The organism is Streptomyces lydicus (assembly GCF_004125265.1).
GTDB lineage: Bacteria > Actinomycetota > Actinomycetes > Streptomycetales > Streptomycetaceae > Streptomyces > Streptomyces lydicus_C.
Map to the genome: position 1 here is coordinate 6,391,367 of NZ_RDTE01000003.1, position 18,312 is coordinate 6,409,678.

Consider the following 18,312-nt stretch of genomic DNA (forward strand, 5'->3'; position numbering starts at 1 on the left):
AGGGTCAGGCAGTCGTGGTGGACGCCTTGGTGAGCGATACGGCGGTGGAGGCCGGCGGGGCGACGGCGGGCCGGAAGGGCGCGAGCGCGGGCAGGTCCGGCGTGCGGTCGGCGTACTTGTTGCAGAGGTTGACTGCCTCGCGCAGTGAGGTGTGCGGTGCCCGGATGCGGGACCAGCCGCCGGTCGAGTCACCGACGATGGCGATGCCGGGGGCGTCTGCGGGTATCTGGATGGCGGCCAGTACGGCATCAGGGGAGATGTCGCCGAAGGCCATGTTGGCGCTGGCCTCGTCGTTGACCCGATGCGCGGTCCGGCCGGTGAGCTGGGCCCGGAGCATGGTGATGCCCTTGCCAAGTTCGGAGCCGAAGCGCTGGCCGCAGATCTCCAGGTAGATGCCCGCGGCGCGGCCGAGCTGAGCCAGGCGGACGAGCGCGGTGATGATCCGGTCCCGGCGCCTCTCCTCCTCCTTGGAGGCGAAGAGCGCGAGTTCGGCCACCTCGTCGACCAGGACCACGACGGGCGTGGGACGCAGGTCCTCGGCCAGATCCCAGATGTCGGCGGCGATCTCCGCGTCGGGGACATTCACGCTGATGCGCTGCTGTTCGCGGACGAGTTGATAGACGGACTCCATATGCGAGACCAGGGCTTCGAGCAGATCGAGAGCGGTGTCCTGGTCGTCGGCGAGCGCGGAGAAGCGGCGGGCCAGCGGGAACAGCTCAACGCCCTGCTTGCAGTCGATACCGACAAGCGCGACGTCCTGAGCGGCGAGACCCGCCACCAGGTTGCGCTGGTAGACAGACTTGCCCGACTCGGTGGCCCCGAGAGTGAGCCCGTGCGGAACGGTCCGGTAGTCGCGGTAGTGGACTGATCCATCTTCGCGCAGTGCGACGGGTACGCGCATCGGAGCGCGGTCGATCTTGGCGGGCATCTGCACACGCCTGAGCACGTCGTAGCCCGTCATCCGCAGTTCGACGACCCCGGAGCGGATCTCCCGGGCAGTGACGCTGTACATCCCGAAGGAGTGCCGCAGCCGATCGGTGGCGGCGGAGACGTCGAAAACGTCCTGGCCGGGACGGAGCTTGAGCCGCAGGACGAGCCCGGTACGGGTCGGCCGGAGACGGAGGATGCGTGAGGCACGTGACTCGGGGGCCGGGCGGTCTACCATGTGGGCGAGCGCGAGCCGCCAGCGCGGCGGTGGGACCGTCAGGCCGCAGGCATCCATGACCGAGGCGTACCGGACTAAGACCCGCAGCGCGGCGAGGACGACTCCGAAGCTCATCCAGTACCAGGCGGGGCGCCGCCACCGCAGTACGAGAGCGGTGGCGACGACCAGCAGCAGTACGACCGAGAAGCGGGCCATGATCAGGCCGCCTCGGCTTGCGAGCCACCGGCGGCGAGCGAGGTGACCGCCACGGCGCGGAAGGCGATGCCGTGCCGCTTCTGCCCGTTGAACTCGTTCTCCCACGGCCGGGCGATCAGGCCGGTCAGCGCCACCGGAGTGCCCATGCCCAGCTCACCGGAGACCCCGCTCTCGGGGACGGTGACGGACAGGATCTCCACCGCGTCGTTGGCGGCGAACATCACGTCCACGGTCATCAGCTTCGCCCCGGTCTCGACGTCGAGGGCGACCTCACCGGTACGGCGGTCCTTGACCTTGATCTGCGGCTGCTTCGCGACCATCACGGTCGCGGCGGAGGTGTCGACGGGGATCTGGCGCACTACGGATCACTCCTCTATAGATGCTGAACTCCGTCACTCATGTACATGAGTGACATGAAGAAGAGTGCCCGACTCCTGTACATGAGTCAACCCGCCTCGACGAAGAAGTCGGGGCGGGCTAAGGAGAGTTGAGCGGGCGTCAGTCCGTAGCGGGGATGCGATAGCTGAAAACGAACTGGTCAGCGGCCATGAGGGTGTCGCAGACCTCCACCACGCGACCTTCGGTCGTCAGCGCCTCACGGACGAGATGCACGACGGGAGCACCAGGGCTGAGCGCCAGCTCGGACGCTTCGGCCTTGGTGGCCGACCGGGCCTGCAAGGTCTCAACGAACTCCGCGAACTCATGCCCGTGGTCTTCGAGTCGGGCGTAGATACCGCCACCGCCGGGGTTCTCGGCGAAGAGCTCAGGGATGTCCTTCACGACGTCCCACGGCAGGTACGAGCTGGCCGTCTCGACCGGAGTGCCGTTACGGAAGTACAGCCGCCGGCGGGCAAGGACCTGAGAGCCCGGCTCGACCCCGAGACGGTCGGCCACGTCCTCCGGGACCTCCATGGGGCCGATGTACAGAACGCTGACCTTGGCCGTGGCCCCCGACTGCGCGGACTCAGCCAGATACGCAGCCTTACCACCTTGCCGGTGCGAGCGTCGGAAGCGGTCGGAAGAGCGGTGCCGTACCGGCGGCCGGTCCTTCACGATCGAGCCCTTGCCGTGGCGGGTCTCCACCAGGCCGCTCGCACGGACCTCCACCATCGCCTTACGGATCGTGCCGCCCGAGACGCCGTAGCGCTCGACCAGCTCGGATTCACTCGGCACCATCTCGCCGGGCTTGAGGACCCCAGCCCTGATCTGCTGCACGATGTCGTCGGCGATCTGCACGTATCGAGGTACGGCCCTGCCCCCTCCTACCGCGGTTCCCATAGCTCTTCCCATCCTCCTATGCTCCTGTACATGAGTAACAGCGCCTCGGAAGCCCAGTCAACGCCACTGCATTCCGTGTCCGTGGCCGGAGTGGTGGTCCGCGAGGACGGCAAGCTTCTAACGATCCGGCGGGCCGACAACGGCGCTTGGGAACTCCCGGGCGGGGTGCTCGAACTCGACGAGGCCCCGGAGGCCGGCGTACGGCGTGAGGTCTGGGAAGAGACGGGCATCCACATCGAGGTGGACGAGCTCACCGGGGTCTACAAGAACACGACGCGAGGCATTGTGGCCCTGGTCTTCCGCTGCAAGCCGGTAGGCGGCGAGGAGCGCACCTCCAGCGAGTCGACAGCGGTCACCTGGCTCACGCCCGACGAGGTGGCGGAGTCCATGTCCGAGGTCTACGCGGTCCGGTTCCTCGATGCCTTGGACGGGGCAGGCCCTCACGTGCGAAGCCACGACGGCAAGCGGCTGACACCAGCGCGATAGAACTTTCCCTACTTCATCAAGGCTCGCTGCGCTCGCTACCCGGCCCCGCGGTAGGGGCAGTTCAGGAGCACACCGCACGTTGGCGCAGGAGCGCTGACGTTCCCGGCCTCCTGGAACTGCAAGCAGTCAGATCACAGATCAGAGGTGCCGCGCACAGCGCGGCGGCGCCGGCCGTCGCCGCCGCACGGCTCCCTCCTCGTCTCCGCCGCCGGGGCCGCGCGGCGTCGACGCCCGCGCCCACAAGGGGCGAAAGACCAGGCCGGGGGTGGGTCGGTCGGCTCCACGGCTTTACCCACCTCCCCGGTTCGGGTCCCGCGTCGAGCAAGACCAGGGGGCCACTCGTTCAAATTCCGGGCAGCTCACAAGCCTGCCCGAGTTGCCGGCCAGCGTACGGCCCCCTGATCATGCTCGACCCCAAACCGGGCAGGACACCGGCCAAAGCCGCTCCACCGACCTCACGCATGTGTCACAGAACCCGTTGAGCGTGCGCCGCAATTTCGACCTGGTGGGGTTGTCCGGGAGTCGCACCACGCCGCTGAATCTGTTGCGCGCTTGCCCACACCAAGTCGCGGTGTCCGGAATTTAGCAGAAGCCGAAGTTCACGCTCCTGATCCCCATTGGGGACAAGTTCATAAATGTCCGCAACGAGTATTTCCAAGGAGTCCGCATAGGGGCTATATCGAATCTTATCAACGTCACGGCGTACATAATTATGCAAAATGTGAGGGAAGTTTGCTGGTGTGAGTATGCCCGTAGCCACCAACTCTTCTTGAAATTCCCGCCAGGGAGAATCCTCTCTACCTTCCCGGGAGTCGAACCAATTAAAGAACTGGGCAATTTTACCCCCCGGCACCCTCACGCGTAGATCTCCTGTGCTGGCGGGGTCCAATGGGATCAGGTCATCGCTTGCCACTCCCATCGAAGACAATTTCGAGCTACCTTGCGGGGAGAGTTTGTGAACGCCTCCGACCGGCTGGAATTGAGGGAAGCGCTTCCCGCGTATGAGAAGGTACTTGTCGTCCAGCTTAACCCGAAACAAGTATGCCGTGGAGACTCGAATCGTTCGATTCCGGTACCTAGCGGAATACCATATGTGTCGGAGCTGCTGCCGATTTTTTCCAATCTCGTCTAGCAAAGGAATGAACATGCCCACACTGAACCCTGCAACCAAATTTACTGCAGTCGGGTTAGGGATGTAGAAACTCGCGGCGCCGGCAATCATGGCGGCCAGTAGATAGGATAGAAGACGAAACATCGATGTCCTTAACTAGCGAGGCAACGGCACAGCCGGATCCGTCAAAAGGTAGCGACACACCCAAGCCAGTTCAGAATCAGAGGAAGCCAGTCGCCGCAAAAGATCCGTCGAGACTGACCGAGCTTCGTACATTGCAACGAGCAGCGCACGTCGAACGCTGGTATTGGCCTCGTTCTCGTATTGGCGCCGCAAGAGCTGCCCGTCAGCTGGCGAGCTGAAGCGACCGATATATCGCGCAGCAAATTCTCGGGGCAAGTTCGACTTGTTCTTGTTCTGCAGGATGGCCCATGCGAAATCTTTAATTCTCCGCGATCTTATCTTCTGGCGAGTGGCTGACTGCAGTATGCGCTGTTCGAGATGATCGTAACCCTTCTCGGCCACCCGGCCGAGCGTGGAAGAGAGAGCGCGCCCAATTGGCAGTCGGCGATTCGGGAAGCATTCAAGGTAGTCGAGTAGCTTGTTGGCCAAGTGATGGCTATCGATCAGGTTATCCATTACCCACGGAATGGCCCGGTCATCCTTCTCCCACTCACCCATCCGGTAGAGAGAAAACTTAATGTCGCGATCTCTCTGAGGGGGTACAGTGGCCTCCGTAAACAACTTGTACAAACGCTCTCCGGCCCCGACTTCGCCGATCTTCAGGCCGTAATTGATGGCATCCTTCTCCAGATCTTCAAGCTGCGTTACTGAATCCGAATGTTCGTAGATGTTGGTCTTTGCCGAAGACATGGATAGTCGACGGGAACGCAAAATTGAGTTTATCTCCAACAAGATGCTGCGCAGGGAAGACCAGTCGGTATCGAACAACATCATATCGTCCGAATATCGCAAGTATTTAACTCCAGCCCGATGGATGAATTCATCGACTGGCAGTAGGTACATGTTGGCGAGGATCCCTGAGGCATCAGGGCCTTGCGGGATTCCCCAAGCATGGCTTGAAGACTGAAACATGAGCAAATACTTTTGCAGACGCTCCAGGACTCTCGGATTGGCCTCCAGTGCCTGGAGGTCGAGAGAAAGCGTACTCACGTCGATGTGTTCATAGAAGGAGACCACGTCGGTTCGGGCCAGTTGAAACGGTGCAGAATTGATAATTTCTACACCTTTTTTCTGCATCGACACCCATGAGTTGACGGGGGTCCAGAATTCCTTTCCTCCATTGTTCCATCGTGCGCTATAAACCGTATCTCTAATTTGTTGGTCAATTAGATCGCCGATGGCGAATACCAGAGTGTCGTAGACGAGCCTGTCATGAACTGATAGTCGCGCTATGGGGCGTACGCTTACTGGGTTCTTCGGCAGGTCAATTATTTCTACGTAGTCAGGCCCAACCTGCCCGCTCCTCAAGCTGCTTAGCACTTCGGATCGAAAAAGTGGCCAGCTCGATTTTATGTCTTCCAGGTTTATGACATCCGGGATCTCTGATTGCCCATGTCCGCCGTAGAGCCTTGCCCAGGCCTTGTCCAAAAAGAGAGCGCGCACGCGAGCCATAGTGTTTGTGTGGGCTCCTGTCTCCATGCCCCGGAGAGAGGTCCTTCCGGGTAAGCGTCAGCGCACCTAGAGTATCCAACTGGGGCATCCAGCTTCAGCAGTTGGCAGATCTCAGGGGGCAGTAGATGCTGCGCGCGCAGACATTGGCCTACACCGCGCCACTCCGCGCCGTAGCCCGGCTCGCTGCCGGCCGTTGATCAAAGTTGCAATGCGATGGTCACTCGCTCCGCTGCCGGACACCGCCGACTGCGATGACGGACCCACACTCTTGGTCAACGAAGATCATGAAGACCCATGGTCGTGGGAAGCGTCAATGCGGCCGAGTCGAACGGGTTCATTACGTTGACGGAGTAGCTGCACTGCTGCTTCAACCTCAGCGCCTCGCTCCGAAGGCTCCTCGAAGTCAGCGTTCATAGGCCTGGGCGATGGAATCAGCAAGGGGGGCGCAGGGCTCCACCGCCGCCAGCAAGGGCATCGCATGGCCTGGTCTCGGCCAACGGAACGAGTGCGTCAGCCTGCACTCCGGCACCCTCCAACGTGAACAACGACGACTTGCCCTCGCCGCCGACCTGATCTGTACATCCCGGTACGGGGTCGGAGGGGAAGGCCCGCTCCTCCTGTGCGGCCAGTGCCCTGCGAAGGCGATCTGCTCGCTGACCCGGGTGAGGATGTTTGCGGAAGCCCTGTACGTGCGGCGCTCGCCCCAAAGCTTCGGGGCCGCGGGTGTACCGCTATCGAATGTTGATGCAAAGTCAGGTCCGGGGGAATTGCTTTGGGCGGGAGCTGCGACGAACGGCAGGGGAGCCCCAGATTGAGAATGGGGCTCCCCTGCCGTTCGATGTGTTGCTGCTAGCCGAAGGCCGCCGCCGGCAGCCGAGGGCCCTCGTCGCCGCCTTCGCCAGTGGGAGGATCCGAGATCGGCAGGCGGTGGCCGCGACTGATCGCTACACGACGCACGTCACGCAGGGCTTCAGTCATATCCACCGCCAGGAGCCGGACCTCGTTCGGCTCCGCCTCCCCGTCGCCTAGCACTTCGAGCGCGCGCTCCAGGAGTTCGCCAGCCATCTCCAACTGCACCGCTTCGGTGTTGTCAGCCAGGCGGGACAGGAATCCGCTGCCCTCGGTGCTCAGATAGCAGGGGTTGCCCTCGGGGCCTGACCACGGGAGGAGCCGTAGTTCGTTGTGGGTTGTCATCCTCCGTTTGTCCTCTCGTCGGTCATGCGGTGGGTGATGAAGAAGGCCTCGGTGCGGTCGCCGGGTAGCACCAGGAGCGCCGCCTCGACCACACGTCCCGTGTGGTCGGTCGCCACGCGTGTGATCGCGAGCACTGCCAGCGCTGAGCTGATTCGAAGGGTCGCCGCTTCCTGTGGTGTCGGAGGACGGGCGCAGACTCGTTCCCGTACCTCGGCCAGGGGCGGGCGGAGCTCTGCCAGCTTTGCCTCAACGCTCTTGCAGCAGTGGGATTCGGCGGGAACGTCAGCCGGCGACAGATCGCGAGGGACGTAGATGCGAGCGAGACTGTGAGGTGACTTCCCCTCGTGGCTGAGGCAGAGGAATTCGGTGAGGGGGCTGCTTGCCGACACCCCCAGCAGGCCAATGAGTTGACCATTCGCCTGGAGGTTGGTGGTGCGGATGCTGACGCGTAACGCTGACTCGGGCCGGGGCTCTGTCCTGAGTGTGCAAGCACCGCCGACGTACGTGATTCTGCGGCGGGGGTAGCGGACGAAGTTGCCCTTGCCGTGGATCTTCTCGACGAGTCCTTCACTCTGGAGGACTGCGAGGGCGCTTCTCAGCGTTGGTGTGCTGACCGCGTAGCGGGAAGCGAGCTGGGCCTCGGAAGGGAGACGTTCGCCGGTCTTGATCCGGCCGGTCGAGATCTTGGTCCGGATGTCATCGGCGATGACGTGGCGGCGAGAGGGCACGGGCTGCATCACCACCTTCTCAGCGTTCGCAGGGCCACGAGCCGAGTGCGCGAGTGCATGGTGAGCAGTTCGCCCGACTCGAAGCTCAGGCGCTTCGCTCCACCGGAAAGCTGGAGGAGGTCGGTCACGCGACACGGTTGACCGCCGATCTGGATGATGTCGCCGCGCTGCACGCTCGCCGAGGTGATGTCGACAGGGCCGGCCATTGCATCGCCCGGTGTCCAGCCTTTCACTGGGGCGCCTCCGTCCGGCCATTGCGGTTGGCGGCCACCGTGTGGCAGGCGCAACTGCACGCCTCGTAGACGACGGGGACGCCGATCGGTGCGGTAGCGGGGGAAGACTGCGCGCACTCGTAGTGCGTACCGATCCGGCAGGAACTCGATCGGTAGGGAACGGCCTTCGTGTGGGCCCCGCGGCGCTGCTGGCGAGGAGGCATCAAAGGGCCTCCGCCATCGCGAGCCAGGTGTGCGCAATGCGTTCGCGAGGCGCGATGGGCGGCCCCACGGGCACCGGGAAACGGCGGCGCCGGCTCATCGGGACGCACCGCTCATCGGTGGGCGAGACGGCACGGCGAATACGGTTGAACACGCTGATCAGCTCCTATCGCTGATGGCCAGGCCCCCGGACATCGCCCGTCGCGGGGGCCGTTGTGCGTACGGCGGCCCATAAGGCGCGGCTGTTCAAGCTGTTGGCGAGGAGCCCGAATCGGTCAGCCTCCGCCACTGCTTCCAAGACCTCCCGCCACGAGTCGGCGGAGAGCGATTCCGGTACCTCCGCTTCGATCGATGTGAGTTGGGCGTGCTGTTCCACGCGCGGGGTGAGGCCGGCGGCGGACAACCGGGCTGCGATGTCTTCGGCTCTTAATTCCGAAGCAGGCACAGGGCAGCCTCCGTCACTGGCGATCACTTGGAGTGAAGCTAGTTAACTAGATTAGAGCTAGTGGACTAGATTTTCCATATGCCTGAGCAGCCGCCGTATCTACGCATCGCTGACGAGCTCCGGCGACGCATCGCGGAGCATGAGTGGGCGCCGGGGGACCGGCTCCCGTCGCGCGCCCAGATCGCCCAGGAAAGCGGCGTCGGTGAGAACGTGATCCGCCGGGCCCAAGAGCTGCTGATCTCTCAGGGAGTGCTGGAAGGGCACGCCGGATCAGGCACGTACGTTGCCGCTCCTCGTCAGCGCGTACGCATGGTCCGCTCCTCGGCGCGCGAGCAGCCCAACGGCTCCCCGTTCCGCGCGGACATGAAGGCCCTGGGCAAGCAAGGGGATTGGGAGAGTCGGACCGAGGCGAAGGTGCCGGCGCCGGCGGAGATCGCGTCGCGCCTCGGTGTCGACGAGGGCGACCTGTGTGTTCGTACCGTGTACGAGTTCCTGGCCGACGGGAAGCCGGTGCAGCTGTCGACGAGCTGGGAGCCGTACGACCTCACGGGCGGCACGCTCGTCGTTCTCCCGGAGGGTGGGCCACACGCCGGGGCCGGCGTGGTGAACCGCATGGCCGAGATCGGCATCACGATCAGCCACGCCGTGGAGCAGCCGGAGCCGCGGCAAGCGAATGCCGAGGAAGCCTCACTCCTTGGCATCCAGAAGGCCAGCCTGGTCACGCACATTCGGCGGACGTACTACAGCGACCAGGGGCGGCCCGTGGAGACGGCGGACATCATCGTCCCCGCCGCGCTCTGCGAGATCGTCTACGAGATTCCCATCGGTCGTTAGTGGGGCGGGGTGCTTGCAGCGGCGATGGCGTCGCGCGGCTAGAGCACCAGAAGGGCACCCGTTGCAGCGGAGAGCAACGATCAACAGTGGTTCTATCTGAGGTTCGCAGCAGCGCCGAGGTGGGCAAGGGGGGCTCGTGCAGGATTGGGATGACGATGCTGAGTACCACGCGGCGGTAAGCCGTTCCTGGCTCATGGTCGTCATCGCGTTGGTGTGCGTCGTGGCTCTGACCGCTGTCGTGCTCGTTGTCGTGTTCGGTGTCTTCGGAGTGTCTGAGGTGTTGTCGATCGTCTCCGCCTGACATCCGTAGCTGACATCAACGGCGGCGGACGGCGGGAGACCTGAGCGGTTCACCGTGGCCCCGGGGCGGTACAGCGGGCTGGCCCCCGTAGTCGGCCGAGCGAACTTACAAAGCAGATGTCACAGGTTCAAATCCTGTTGTGCCCACAGAGAAATAGCAGGTCAGAGGGCCCTTCGCGTCGACACGCGGAGGGCCCTCCGCCTGGCGGTACACATTCGGTGCACCCCGGCCGGTACGCCTCGGCGCGATCAGGCCGCCGCTTCCATCGCAGATTCCTGCTCCGGCTCCTGTCCGGCTCCTGTTCAGCTCCGGCTCGGTGAGCGTCTTGGCTGTCTTGCGCGTGCTTCTCGGGGCTTGTCCGGGGCTTCACCAGGCTGCTGGAGACGGGCGGCCTGTCACTGATCTTGCAAAAGAATCACGCCGCGAGGGCTTGGTGCACGTGAAGAGAGGCGGGTGGCTGCATGCAGCCACCCGCCTCTTCGCTTTCTCCGGCGGCTATCGACCCTTGGCGCAGGCGCGCGTCCAGTCGATCAACTTCTGCAACACCTCGATCATGACCCGCTGCTTCCGTTCCGGCATGAAGGGCCAGCAAATCCATGCCGGCGCCGACAGCAAGACGAACAGCAGCAGGGGCAGGAGCGAGAGCGCAGGGAGAAAGATCCTCAACACACCAGGAGTGGGCACGACGTGTCCTTTTACTCGAAGGATTCGAAGTGCGACACCGCGGCCCACCCCTTACCAACTACCTTGCCGCAGTGCCATTTTAGCGCTCTGATCAGGGGGGCACTACGAACTCGGTGTAATTGCAAGCGGGTTGGAGGCGGCAGGGCTGACAGTGAAAAGTCTCTGCAGGCGCTCGGGTCCTGGCCGACCGCCTCCGATGCCGACCACGGCCGCGTCGAAGGTGGCCTCGGTGACCGAAGCCCAGGAGTAACTGCGCTGACGCTCCTCCCGGGTACGCGGCGTGGCCGTTGGCGTGCCAGTCGGCGTCCGGTCCGAGCAACGCGATCAGCCCGTTGGTGAGGGCGTCGGCCACAGGGTGCATCGGGCCGCCGTCACTCCAGTAGGCGAGACTGCGGATGAGCGTGGCGGCTGTCCAGGGCGACAGCTCGTCCGGGGGCCTCAGGCTCCAGAGCCGGAAAGTGGCCGGAAAACGGCCGGATACCGGCCCAAGGGCTCTGGGCAGGGGTGGAGCCGGTGGGGTAGATCAGGAGTGGGGGGGGCACGGTGGCCCCGGCGGTGTCGTGGCAGGAGATCGGAGAGCAGGCTGCATGTCCGTACGACGTCTGAACCACGCGGTGCTTTACGTCCGTGATGTGGCGCGGTCGGTGGCGTTCTACACCGAGGCGCTGGGGCTCACGGTGGGGATGGAGGTGCCGGGACAGGCCGCTTTCCTCAGTGCTCCCGGCTCACTCAATGATCATGATCTGGCGCTGTTCGCGGTGGGAGCACAGGCACCGGGGCCCGAGGCAGGGCGGGTCGGGCTCTACCACCTGGCCTGGGAGATCGGCACGCTCGGTGAGCTGGTCGCGGCCCATGCACAGCTCGTCGAGCGGGGCGCGTTGGTGGGGCTGAGTGATCACCTCGTCGCCAAGTCGCTGTACGCCAAGGACCCGGACGGCAACGAGTTCGAGGTGATGTGGCGGGTCCCGCGGGAGGACTGGCCGGGACCGGATCAGCCGGAGCGGCTGCGGCCACTCGACCTGGCGGAGGCGCTGCAGCGCTGGGGACCGGATCTGGCGACCGGGGCGGCGGCCGGTTCGGCCACCTGAGGGGGCGGTGTCCCGGCGCCACTACGGGCGCCGGGGACGTATGCGGAGTGCGGGGACGTATACGGGGTGTGGGGCGCGGGGAAGTCTGCGGGGCGTGGGGCCCACGCGCCTCAGGAGTCCGGTGTGGCGGGCTCGGCCGAGCCCGTCTGCTCCGTCGGTGTGGTGCGCTCTGGCTGCTCCGCGCGCTCCGTACATGCTGCCCGCTCCGCCCAGCGCCTTTCGACGCCGGCCAGTCGCCAGTACGCCAGCGCTGCGGCCCACACCACCACGAACAGGCCGACGATGAGGAAGCCGACATTGTCGAGGTCGAGGCCGGAAATCCAGCCGGTCAGCGGGTCGTTGAGGGCAAGCTTCTCGTGCAGCACGGTCACCAGCTCGATCGTGCCGATGAAGAAGGCGACGGCGATCGACAGGCCGGTGATGGTGAGGTTGTAGTAGACCTTGCGTACCGGGTTGGAGAACGCCCACTGGTAGGCGAAGTTCATGAAGGTGCCGTCGAGGGTGTCGAACAGGCTCATGCCGGCGGCGAAGAGCAGCGGCAGGCACAGCACGGCGTACCAGGGCAGGCCGGCCGCGGCGCCGCTGCCCGCCATCACCATCAGCGTCACTTCGGTCGCGGTGTCGAAGCCGAGCCCGAAGAGGAAACCGAGCGGGAACATCTGACCGGGACGGGAGATCGAGCGGGTGAACCGTCCCAGGAAACGGTTCATGAAACCGCGCGAGTCGAGGCGCTGCTCCAGCTCGGCCTCGTCGTAGTGGCCGTTGCGCATGCCGCGGAAGACCCGCCAGATTCCGGCCAGCGCGATCAGGTTGAGGGCGGCGATGAGGTAGAGGAAGCTCCCCGAGATCGTGGTGCCGATCGTGCCGAGGATCTGGTGCGTACGGGACTCGTCGTTGAGCAGGGTGCCCGCGAGCTGGGCGCCGCCCGCCACCAGGGCCGCCATCGCGACGACCACGCTGGAGTGGCCCAGGGCGAACCAGAAGCCGACCGAGACCGGCCGCTTGCCGTCGGCCATCAGTTTGCGGGTGGTGTTGTCGATGGCGGCGATGTGGTCGGCGTCGAAGGCGTGCCGCATACCGAGGGTGTAGGCGGTGACACCGAGCCCCACGCCGAAAACCTGGCTGCCCACGGCGTAGTGATACGGCACCACGAGCAGGAAGAGCACGCCGAAGGCGATGACGTGCAGACCGGCTATGACGGCCATCAGGCCCGCGGTGCGGACGGTGTCCTGCCGGCGCCAGCGGAACGCCGCGGAGGCAGGGGTGGTACGGGTATCGGTGGACAGGGCCATCCGGCGGTCACGCTCCAGCACCTCGTGGATCACTTCGTGAGATGCCGTGGCCGGTCTCCTGGCTTACGGGTGCACGCGTCCGCCCCGCCTTCCCGGCCGCGGGTCGCGGTCAGTGGCGCCGCAGGCGCGCCGTGCGCCTGCGGAAGGGGCAAAAACTCCCCGATCACAGTGGCGAGGGCCGCTCCGGTCTGGGACCCCAAGGTCCGTCACCGGCTTCCCGAACACCACGGCCCGGTCACTCTAGCTGCCATGGGGTGGTCGCTGCCGCCCCGGTCGCTCTTTGTGCCGGCGGTCCCGGGGAGGGGCCGCGGTCTGCGGCGGCGCAGTAGTCCGCAGTAAGCCCGCAGCAGTCCTCAGTGGTCCCCAGTAGACCGCAAGCGGCCCTGAGCAGTCCTCAGCAGCCCTCAGTAGTCCAGGGACGAGAGGAAGGCGTGGAGTTCGCGGTCGAAGAGTGCGGTGTTCTCCAGATTGACCATGTGCGCCGCGCCCGGTATCCGGACTCTTCGGGCGCCGGGAACGGCCAGCGTGATCGCATGGGCGTTGGCGGAGATGTCCCTGCTGTCGAGGTCGCCGTCGAACACGACGGTGGGTACCCGTATCTCGCCCAGGCGGTCGGCGGCACCGGCTTCGAGGGGGATACCGGCGCCCGCACCCTCGGCATGTACCTCCACATTGGCCTCGGCCGAGGCGCGCATCCGCTCACGGAATCCCGGGTGCACCGCAAAGGGCTCGCGGTGCGGTCCGTCCACCCACATCCGCAGGAAGTGTTCGACATAGCGTTCCGCGCCTTCCGGTGCGCCGATCGCCGCCACCTGCGCCTTGATGTGTTCCAGGAGGAAGGGGTCGGTGAAGGCGCGGCCGCTGACGCCGGGGGAGGCGAGCGCGAGGGCCGTCACCCGCTCCGGGCGGGCTATGGCGGTGTCGAGAGCGACCCGCGCGCCATGGGAGAGGCCGACGAGGACGGCGTCGGGAACATCGAGGGCGTCGAGCAGGGCGCACAGGTCGTCGTGGTTCGCGTAGTCCCCGGTGACGGTGGAGGACAGGCCGTGGCCACGGAAGTCGTAACGGATCGCGCGCAGACCGGAGTTCACCAGCCAGGCGAACTGCTCGTCCCACATGTGCTGGTCGAGCATGCCGCCGTGGAGCAGCACCACCGCGGGGCCCGAGCCGGCCGTCTCGTAGAACAGCTCACCGTCGTCGACCGGTACGAGCCCGTTGTCGATCTCGGACCAGTCGGTGATTCCTCGGGTCATCTTGCGGGCCGTCCTTTGTGTACCGGATGCGATGAGGTGGGCGTGATGCCATTGTCGTCGCTCTTGCCGCTGCTGCCGCAACTGCCGGTTTCCTCCGGTGTCACGCGCGAGCCGTCCGCCAGCTGCCGGAACTCCTCGCCGAGCCGGTCCAGTACGTGCAGCGCGGTACGGATGTCCTCGGCGGACAGGTCGGCCAGCCGCTGCCTCAGCTCCGCCGCCTCGGATTCCCGGACGCCGCGTATCGCCGCCGTGCCGTCGTCGGTGAGATGGATCAGGGACGAGCGGCGGTGCGCGGGATTCGGGGCGCTCACGACCAGTCCCAGCTCGATGGCGTGGTTCACCCAGCGCTGCACCGGCTGTCGGTCGAGCCCCATTCCGCGCGCCAGCTGCGGAACGGTGCGCGGGCCTTCGGCGCGCAGCGCGTCCAGCAGCGCGTGTTCGCCGGCGGTCATGCCCGTGCCTGCCAGCTCTTGTTCCACCGCGCGGACGACCGTGCGATGCAGTGGCCACAGGCGTCGGAGGATGCCGTCCAGCAGCTCTTCGGTGGGCGACGACTCTCCGCCGTCGGTGTCTTTCGCGTCTTCGGCGTGGTTCTCGTTGACACTCATGATGTCATGATGACATCGATGATGTCGTTTGAGAAGGGGGCTTCGCGGAAAGGAATGGAGGCGGAAAGGATTGGAGAAGGCGGCGGGTGCGACGGGGCTGGTGCGGCCGGCCGACGGGGAAGGGCGAGAGCAGTTGACGCGAACGGTCGACGAGGGCAGTCGCTGAGAAGCGACGGGAGGAAACGAGAGAAGACGAGGGAAGGCGGAGGAAGACGAGAGAAGGGGACGGTGGATGAAGGTCGGTCTGTTGCGTGCGGTCGGGGTGGCCACGGCCGTGTACGGGGTGGCGGTGGCGGCGCTGCCCGATCTGCTGGCACGGCCCTCCGGGCTGGCCGACGCCCGAGGGCGGACCGCGCCGGCGACCCGCACCGCACTGCGGCCGCTGGCCTGGCGGGACGCGGCGAGCGGGCTGGCGATGACGCTGGCTCCGGAAGGGCCGGCTCTGCGCACCGCCGCCTACGTGCGGATCGCGGCGGACTTCGGGGACGCGGTCCTGCTCGGTGCGACGCTGCCGGGGCGCGGCCGGAAGCTGTCAGCGGTGGCGGTGTCCGTCGGGTGGGGTGCGCTGTCGGTGGCCGGGTTGCTCGCCGGCCGGCGGCGGTGGGGGAGCGGGGTCATGCGCTCGGTGGAGGTGGGGCCTCTTCGGGTGCGAAGGTGATGACGAGATCGGCGCGGTCGCGGGTGGCCGCCACCAAGCGGGCGTTGGCCTCGTCCGAGGTGTGTACGAACCGCTCGGCGTCGGCGCGCGGACGCCCGAACCGTTCGTGCCGGCCGACCAGCCGCCGGATCCGTTCAGAGGTCTCCAGCTCTACGTACCAGACCTCGTCGAGCAACGCCCGGACCCGTGGCCACGGGGCGGAGTCGAGGAGGAGGTAGTTGCCCTCGGTGACGATGAGGGGAATGTGGGGCGCCACGGGGATGCTGCCGGCCACCGGCTCCTCGATACGGCGGTCGAACGCCGGGGCGTAGACGGCGGTGTCCGGCTCCGGGGAGCGCAGACGTGCCAGCAGTGCGGCGTAGCCGGCCGGGTCGAAGGTGTCCGGCGCGCCCTTGCGGTCCGTACGGCCCAGGCGGCGGAGCTCCGCCTCGGCGAGATGGAAACCGTCCATCGGGACGAGCGCCGCCTGACCGTCCAGCTCCGCCACGAGGTGGGCGGCAAGGGTGGACTTGCCGGCGCCGGGCGGGCCGGTGATGCCGAGCAGCCGCCGTCGGCCGGGGGCTGCGGAGGCGGCGAGCCGACGGGCGCGGGAGAGGAGGAGCCGGGGATCCATGGTGCGTCCATCGTGCCTGACGGGGTGCGGAGCCGGTGGCTGACGGGGTGTGTGCCGGGTGTCTGACGGGGTCTACAGGTGCCTCACTGCGGGGGCGTTAAAGCGGCTCTCTTCCCCTCCCTGCGCTCGGAACGCGCGACCCCGCCAGACGTCCTCAGGCCGGACGTCCTCAGGCCGGACGTCCTCAGGGAGTGCCGGACGCACCCCGGTCCGCGGTGCTCAGGCGCCACAGGGAGGTGACCTCGGCCGCGCGGGCCACGTGGAGCGGGTCGGAGGTGCCGCGGGCGCGCGGATGGCGCGGGGTGATGTCGTGCCGGTCCAGGACCGTCAGGCCGGCCTTGGCGAAGGCGTCCAGCAGCTCGTCGTGCGTGCGCAGACCGAGGTGTTCCGCCAGGTCGGAGAGGATCAGCCAGCCCTCGCCGGCCGGTGTCAGATGGTCCGCCAGACCGCTCAGGAAGCCGTACAGCATCCGGTTTCCCGGGTCGTACACCGCGTACTCGACGGGTGAGGTCGGCTTCGCGGGCACCCACGGGGGGTTGCAGACGATCAGCGGGGCGCGGCCGGCCGGGAAGAGATCGGCCTCGACCACGTCCACCTGCCCGGCGACGCCCAGCCGTTCGGTGTTCTCACGGGCACAGGCCAGCGCACGCGGGTCCTGGTCGGTGGCCACGACCCGGCGGACGCCGCGCCGCGCGAGGACCGAGGCCAGTACGCCGGTGCCGGTGCCGATGTCGAACGCCAGCTCCTCGCCGGGCAGCGGAGCCTCGGCCACCAGGTCGACGTACTCGCCGCGGGCGGGGGAGAAGACGCCGTAGTGCGGATGGATACGGTCACCGCCGAGCGCCGGGATCTCGACGCCCTTCCTGCGCCATTCGTTGGCGCCGATGAGACCGAGGAGTTCGCGCAGCGAGACGAGCGAGGTGGTCGGATCCGTGCCCCCGGCGGCGGTTGCGGTGGTGCCCGCGGTGGCCTCGGTCTCCCCGGCGGCTTCTCCCCCGGCCTCCCCGGCGGTCTCCGCGGTGGCGGTCCCCCCGGTGGCGGACTCCACGGGGCCGTACGCCCTGGTGCAGGCCTCGCGGACGTCGGGGGCGCGGTGCAGCGGGACGGCGAGGGTCGCATCGAGCGGGACCAGCAGCATGCCCAGGATGCGGGCGCGGTGATTCTGCGCGGCGCGGTGCACATGGAACGCCTGGGTGACATCGGCGGGCGGCGCCTTGCGGGGGCGGCGGTCGATGCGGCGGGCCAGCGCCGTCAGCAGCTGGCGGGCGTTGTGGAAGTCGCCGCGCCACAGCAGCGCGGTGCCCTCGCAGGCGGACCTGTAGGCGTCGTCGGCCTTCGTCCGGTCGTCCGCGATGACGACACGGCGGGGTGGCGGGGTGCCGTTCTCGGAGCGCCAACGGGCGGAACGGGGCTCGTCGGCCTCGGTCCATTCGACGACCGGCGGTTGGTTCACCGAAATGTGCCTCTGTGTGCGGTTCGGGCCCGTCCCAGGGGTGCCGCTGGTGCGGCGCCGGGCCGGCGCCGGAGGAGCGGACAGGCGCTCGCGGGAGACGGTGGGCGGGGTGGTGGACGGTCGACTTTACTCCGTATCGGCCCCGGACCCTGGCCGGGGCCGGGGTCAGGTGATGCCGAACGCCACGGCGTAGCGCACCGTGCCGCGCGGGGGCGGGGAGCCGTCCAGGGGCAGCGCCATGAAGGCCTCGTCCGGCCAGGACCGCGGCGGCAGGATGCCGAAGCGGGTGGCGGCCGGCGCGAATCCGAAGCGTGGGTAATACGGCGGATGGCCGAGCACGATCGCGATCCGCTCGCCGGCTTCCCGCGCCGCCTGGAGGAGCGCCCTGATGGCCGCGCCGCCCGCGCCGCACTTTTGATATCCGGGCAGCACCGCGCACGGGGCGAGTGCCACGGCTGGGACGCCGTCGACATGACAGCGCGTCAGCAGCGCATGGGCGACGGGGGTGCCGTCCGGTGCCTCGGCCACGTAGGACAGCCCCGGCAGCCAGGCCGCCGGGTCGCGGCGCAGCGCGTCGACGAGGTCAGCCTCACCGGCGGTCTCGAAGGCGGCGAGGTTGATCCGGCGGACGGCTGGTATGTCGCGGGCGACTTCGGGGCGGGGATGCCAGGTGCCGGGGGCCGGGGCGCCGGGGGCCAGGGCACGAGGGGTGGCGGCGCCGGGGGAGGCGCCGCCGGGGAGGGGTGAGCCGTCGCTGTCGTGGGTGCCGCTCATGTGCTTCATCGTCGCACCGGGGTCTGACAGCGGGCCAAGGATTTCCGCTCCGGTAGCTGCCGGCCGGTGGGGCGGTGGGCGGT

21 protein-coding genes and 1 riboswitch are annotated in these 18,312 nt (G+C 67.1%); of the genes, 5 read left to right on the plus strand and 16 right to left on the minus strand.

Annotated elements, in window-relative coordinates; genetic code table 11:
• Positions 1 to 4: 4 nt before the first annotated feature.
• From D9V36_RS30685 to D9V36_RS30695, 3 genes are all read right to left on the minus strand, one after another.
• A complete protein-coding gene (locus D9V36_RS30685) occupies positions 5 to 1,360 on the minus strand; it encodes an FtsK/SpoIIIE domain-containing protein (RefSeq protein ID WP_129296614.1) in 1,356 nt (451 codons plus the stop codon).
• Between the two features lie 2 nt (positions 1,361 to 1,362).
• Positions 1,363 to 1,719: a hypothetical protein gene (locus tag D9V36_RS30690; RefSeq protein ID WP_030988949.1), complete on the minus strand. Its 357-nt coding sequence runs from the start codon at positions 1,717 to 1,719 to the stop codon at positions 1,363 to 1,365.
• Between the two features lie 139 nt (positions 1,720 to 1,858).
• Entirely contained in the window at positions 1,859 to 2,638 is a 780-nt protein-coding gene (locus D9V36_RS30695; protein WP_129296615.1) for a GntR family transcriptional regulator, read from the minus strand.
• Positions 2,639 to 2,656: 18 nt separating this feature from the next.
• Between D9V36_RS30695 and D9V36_RS30700 the strand changes: the two genes are divergently transcribed.
• Positions 2,657 to 3,124 (plus strand): NUDIX hydrolase, encoded by a 468-nt coding sequence (locus D9V36_RS30700; RefSeq protein ID WP_129296616.1) that lies wholly within the window; start codon positions 2,657 to 2,659, stop codon positions 3,122 to 3,124.
• Between the two features lie 466 nt (positions 3,125 to 3,590).
• Here D9V36_RS30700 and D9V36_RS30705 read toward each other — a convergent pair whose 3' ends face one another.
• From D9V36_RS30705 to D9V36_RS42275, 6 genes are all read right to left on the minus strand, one after another.
• Positions 3,591 to 4,379 (minus strand): hypothetical protein, encoded by a 789-nt coding sequence (locus D9V36_RS30705; protein WP_347239814.1) that lies wholly within the window; start codon positions 4,377 to 4,379, stop codon positions 3,591 to 3,593.
• A gap of 12 nt (positions 4,380 to 4,391) precedes the next feature.
• Positions 4,392 to 5,861: an RNA-directed DNA polymerase gene (locus D9V36_RS30710; RefSeq protein WP_241721111.1), complete on the minus strand. Its 1,470-nt coding sequence runs from the start codon at positions 5,859 to 5,861 to the stop codon at positions 4,392 to 4,394.
• Positions 5,862 to 6,719: 858 nt separating this feature from the next.
• Complete coding sequence (locus tag D9V36_RS30715; RefSeq protein WP_129296618.1) at positions 6,720 to 7,064, minus strand: hypothetical protein; 345 nt, start codon at positions 7,062 to 7,064, stop codon at positions 6,720 to 6,722.
• Entirely contained in the window at positions 7,061 to 7,801 is a 741-nt protein-coding gene (locus D9V36_RS30720) for a GntR family transcriptional regulator (protein WP_129298799.1), read from the minus strand. Before D9V36_RS30720 ends, D9V36_RS30715 begins: the two co-directional genes overlap by 4 nt.
• Complete coding sequence (locus D9V36_RS30725) at positions 7,801 to 7,998, minus strand: hypothetical protein (RefSeq protein ID WP_164993203.1); 198 nt, start codon at positions 7,996 to 7,998, stop codon at positions 7,801 to 7,803. Before D9V36_RS30725 ends, D9V36_RS30720 begins: the two co-directional genes overlap by 1 nt.
• A gap of 394 nt (positions 7,999 to 8,392) precedes the next feature.
• Positions 8,393 to 8,671 carry a hypothetical protein gene (locus D9V36_RS42275; protein ID WP_129298800.1) on the minus strand — a complete coding sequence of 93 codons (279 nt, stop codon included), beginning with the start codon at positions 8,669 to 8,671 and terminating at the stop codon, positions 8,393 to 8,395.
• Between the two features lie 78 nt (positions 8,672 to 8,749).
• On the opposite strand from D9V36_RS42275, the gene D9V36_RS30740 reads away from it, so the two are divergent.
• Together D9V36_RS30740 and D9V36_RS41175 are read left to right on the plus strand one after the other, a co-directional pair.
• A complete protein-coding gene (locus D9V36_RS30740) occupies positions 8,750 to 9,505 on the plus strand; it encodes a GntR family transcriptional regulator (RefSeq protein ID WP_129296621.1) in 756 nt (251 codons plus the stop codon).
• Between the two features lie 136 nt (positions 9,506 to 9,641).
• Positions 9,642 to 9,806, plus strand: coding sequence for a hypothetical protein (locus D9V36_RS41175; RefSeq protein WP_164993067.1), 165 nt, complete (start codon positions 9,642 to 9,644; stop codon positions 9,804 to 9,806).
• Between the two features lie 495 nt (positions 9,807 to 10,301).
• Here D9V36_RS41175 and D9V36_RS30745 read toward each other — a convergent pair whose 3' ends face one another.
• On the minus strand, positions 10,302 to 10,490 hold the full coding sequence (locus D9V36_RS30745; protein ID WP_129296622.1) for a hypothetical protein: 189 nt from the start codon (positions 10,488 to 10,490) through the stop codon (positions 10,302 to 10,304).
• 587 nt (positions 10,491 to 11,077) lie between these two features.
• Between D9V36_RS30745 and D9V36_RS30750 the strand changes: the two genes are divergently transcribed.
• Entirely contained in the window at positions 11,078 to 11,578 is a 501-nt protein-coding gene (locus D9V36_RS30750; RefSeq protein WP_129296623.1) for a VOC family protein, read from the plus strand.
• Between the two features lie 110 nt (positions 11,579 to 11,688).
• Here the strand turns inward: D9V36_RS30750 and D9V36_RS30755 are convergent, their stop codons facing one another.
• From D9V36_RS30755 to D9V36_RS30765, 3 genes are all read right to left on the minus strand, one after another.
• A complete protein-coding gene (locus tag D9V36_RS30755; protein ID WP_431357709.1) occupies positions 11,689 to 12,903 on the minus strand; it encodes a HoxN/HupN/NixA family nickel/cobalt transporter in 1,215 nt (404 codons plus the stop codon).
• A riboswitch (cobalamin riboswitch) is annotated at positions 12,902 to 13,114 on the minus strand. It overlaps the preceding gene by 2 nt.
• Before the next feature lie 160 nt (positions 13,115 to 13,274).
• Entirely contained in the window at positions 13,275 to 14,123 is an 849-nt protein-coding gene (locus D9V36_RS30760; protein ID WP_129296624.1) for an alpha/beta fold hydrolase, read from the minus strand.
• Entirely contained in the window at positions 14,120 to 14,731 is a 612-nt protein-coding gene (locus D9V36_RS30765) for a MarR family winged helix-turn-helix transcriptional regulator (protein ID WP_129296625.1), read from the minus strand. Before D9V36_RS30765 ends, D9V36_RS30760 begins: the two co-directional genes overlap by 4 nt.
• Positions 14,732 to 14,963: 232 nt before the next feature.
• Between D9V36_RS30765 and D9V36_RS30770 the strand changes: the two genes are divergently transcribed.
• On the plus strand, positions 14,964 to 15,389 hold the full coding sequence (locus D9V36_RS30770; RefSeq protein WP_129296626.1) for a hypothetical protein: 426 nt from the start codon (positions 14,964 to 14,966) through the stop codon (positions 15,387 to 15,389).
• On the opposite strand, the gene D9V36_RS30775 is transcribed toward D9V36_RS30770, so the two are convergent.
• From D9V36_RS30775 to D9V36_RS30785, 3 genes are all read right to left on the minus strand, one after another.
• Entirely contained in the window at positions 15,346 to 16,002 is a 657-nt protein-coding gene (locus D9V36_RS30775) for a nucleoside/nucleotide kinase family protein (RefSeq protein ID WP_129296627.1), read from the minus strand. The genes D9V36_RS30770 and D9V36_RS30775 overlap by 44 nt on opposite strands.
• Before the next feature lie 184 nt (positions 16,003 to 16,186).
• A complete protein-coding gene (locus D9V36_RS30780) occupies positions 16,187 to 17,455 on the minus strand; it encodes a methyltransferase (protein ID WP_129296628.1) in 1,269 nt (422 codons plus the stop codon).
• Positions 17,456 to 17,620: 165 nt separating this feature from the next.
• On the minus strand, positions 17,621 to 18,229 hold the full coding sequence (locus D9V36_RS30785; protein ID WP_129296629.1) for a GNAT family N-acetyltransferase: 609 nt from the start codon (positions 18,227 to 18,229) through the stop codon (positions 17,621 to 17,623).
• Positions 18,230 to 18,312 lie beyond the last annotated feature (83 nt).